At 67.4% G+C, this 488-nt stretch carries 1 pseudogene; it reads left to right on the forward strand.

Annotated elements, in window-relative coordinates:
- Window positions 1-488: pseudogene (locus tag JHD07_RS39575) on the forward strand (hypothetical protein); the annotation flags it as partial.

The following is a 488-nucleotide window of genomic DNA, read 5'->3' on the forward strand; positions in this document are numbered from 1 at the left end:
ATATGCAGTCGTGGCAGCCCCACGAAACGCTCGCTCCCCCGCCAGCCCTCGGTAGCGGCGACGTGCACCTGTGGCTGCTCTCGCTCGATCAACCTGCATGGCCGGCCCAGGCGATCGGCGGCTGTCTCGACGGCCCGGAGCGGGAACGCGCGGAGCGGTTCCATTTCGACGAGCACCGCCGCCGCTTCATTGCCGGTCGCGGGCAGCTCCGGCACCTGCTCGCGGGATACCTTCAAGTCGCGGCGAGCTCCGTACGCTTCACCTATGGTGAGCAAGGCAATCCATCTCTCGATCCCTGTCATGCCAGCCGGGTCGGCAGTCCCGCGCTTCGGTTCAACCTGTCGCACAGCGAAGGCGTTGCCCTTCTGGGTGTGACGCGGGAGGCGGAGATCGGCGTCGACGTCGAAGCCGTGCGGACGATGCTGGACGCCGGCGACGTGGCGCGAGACAATTTCTCGTCTGCGGAAGTCGATGCCTGGGAGCGGCTG

Source organism: Bradyrhizobium sp., from assembly GCF_016462955.1.
Taxonomy (GTDB): Bacteria; Pseudomonadota; Alphaproteobacteria; order Rhizobiales; family Xanthobacteraceae; genus Bradyrhizobium.